This is a genomic window from Segatella oulorum F0390, assembly GCF_000224615.1.
Lineage (GTDB): Bacteria > Bacteroidota > Bacteroidia > Bacteroidales > Bacteroidaceae > Prevotella > Prevotella oulorum.
Map to the genome: position 1 here is coordinate 1 of NZ_JH114227.1, position 719 is coordinate 719.

The following is a 719-nucleotide window of genomic DNA, read 5'->3' on the forward strand; positions in this document are numbered from 1 at the left end:
CCACAGCGTCTTACCCGTGCTGGCCACACGCAGTTCGTAGCGCAGTTCGCTGTTGCGGTTCAAGGTGCGACCGGTGAAGGTCACGTCGCCTGCCGCATAGCCCGCCGCCGTGGCGAAGGCGGGCAGCAAGGGGTCGATGAGCCGGTGGTTGCTCTCCAGCTCCATGGCGCGCGCGATGGCCTTCTGCGCCTCGCTCGCCTTGCGGCTCGTGGCATAGCGGGCGAGCACGGCGTTGATGTTGTCCACCAGCGTGGCAATCATCTGTTTGTCGGCCACGGTGGTGGCGTAGCAGAAGGCCGCCTCGACATTGCCGCGCACCTCGTAGAATGCCTCGTCGGTCAGCGGACGCAATGCACTCGTCGACGAAAGCCCCGGTTTATCGGTGCCATCGATGCGTTTCAGCTCCAACTGCTCAAACTCATCGTTGGTGGTTTTCAGCATCGCGATGACCGCCGTCAGCCCTAGCGCGGCGGTGTCGGCCGATTGTTTCGCCAAATCCATCAACAGACCGTTCACATGCAGACTCTCGGCCTGCAGCACCTCCCGTTGAATGCCTTTGTAGGAGTCGACCAACTTCATCAATCGTTCGGCCGGTTCGCGCAGCGCCTTCACGGGCGAGCGGCGGTTGTTGCGGATGGTCGAGAAGAGCTGCGAAAGGAGCGCGTCGCGGTCGTCGTCCAACTGCTGCATCTTGGCCGTCAGCTCGGTATCCTGCTGGG

General features: G+C 62.9%; 1 protein-coding gene. It reads right to left on the bottom strand.

The window, feature by feature from the left end; translation table 11 throughout:
* Window positions 1-719, bottom strand: a 719-nt coding sequence (locus HMPREF9431_RS13320; protein WP_004381589.1) for a DUF6261 family protein, incomplete at both ends; no start/stop codon positions are given.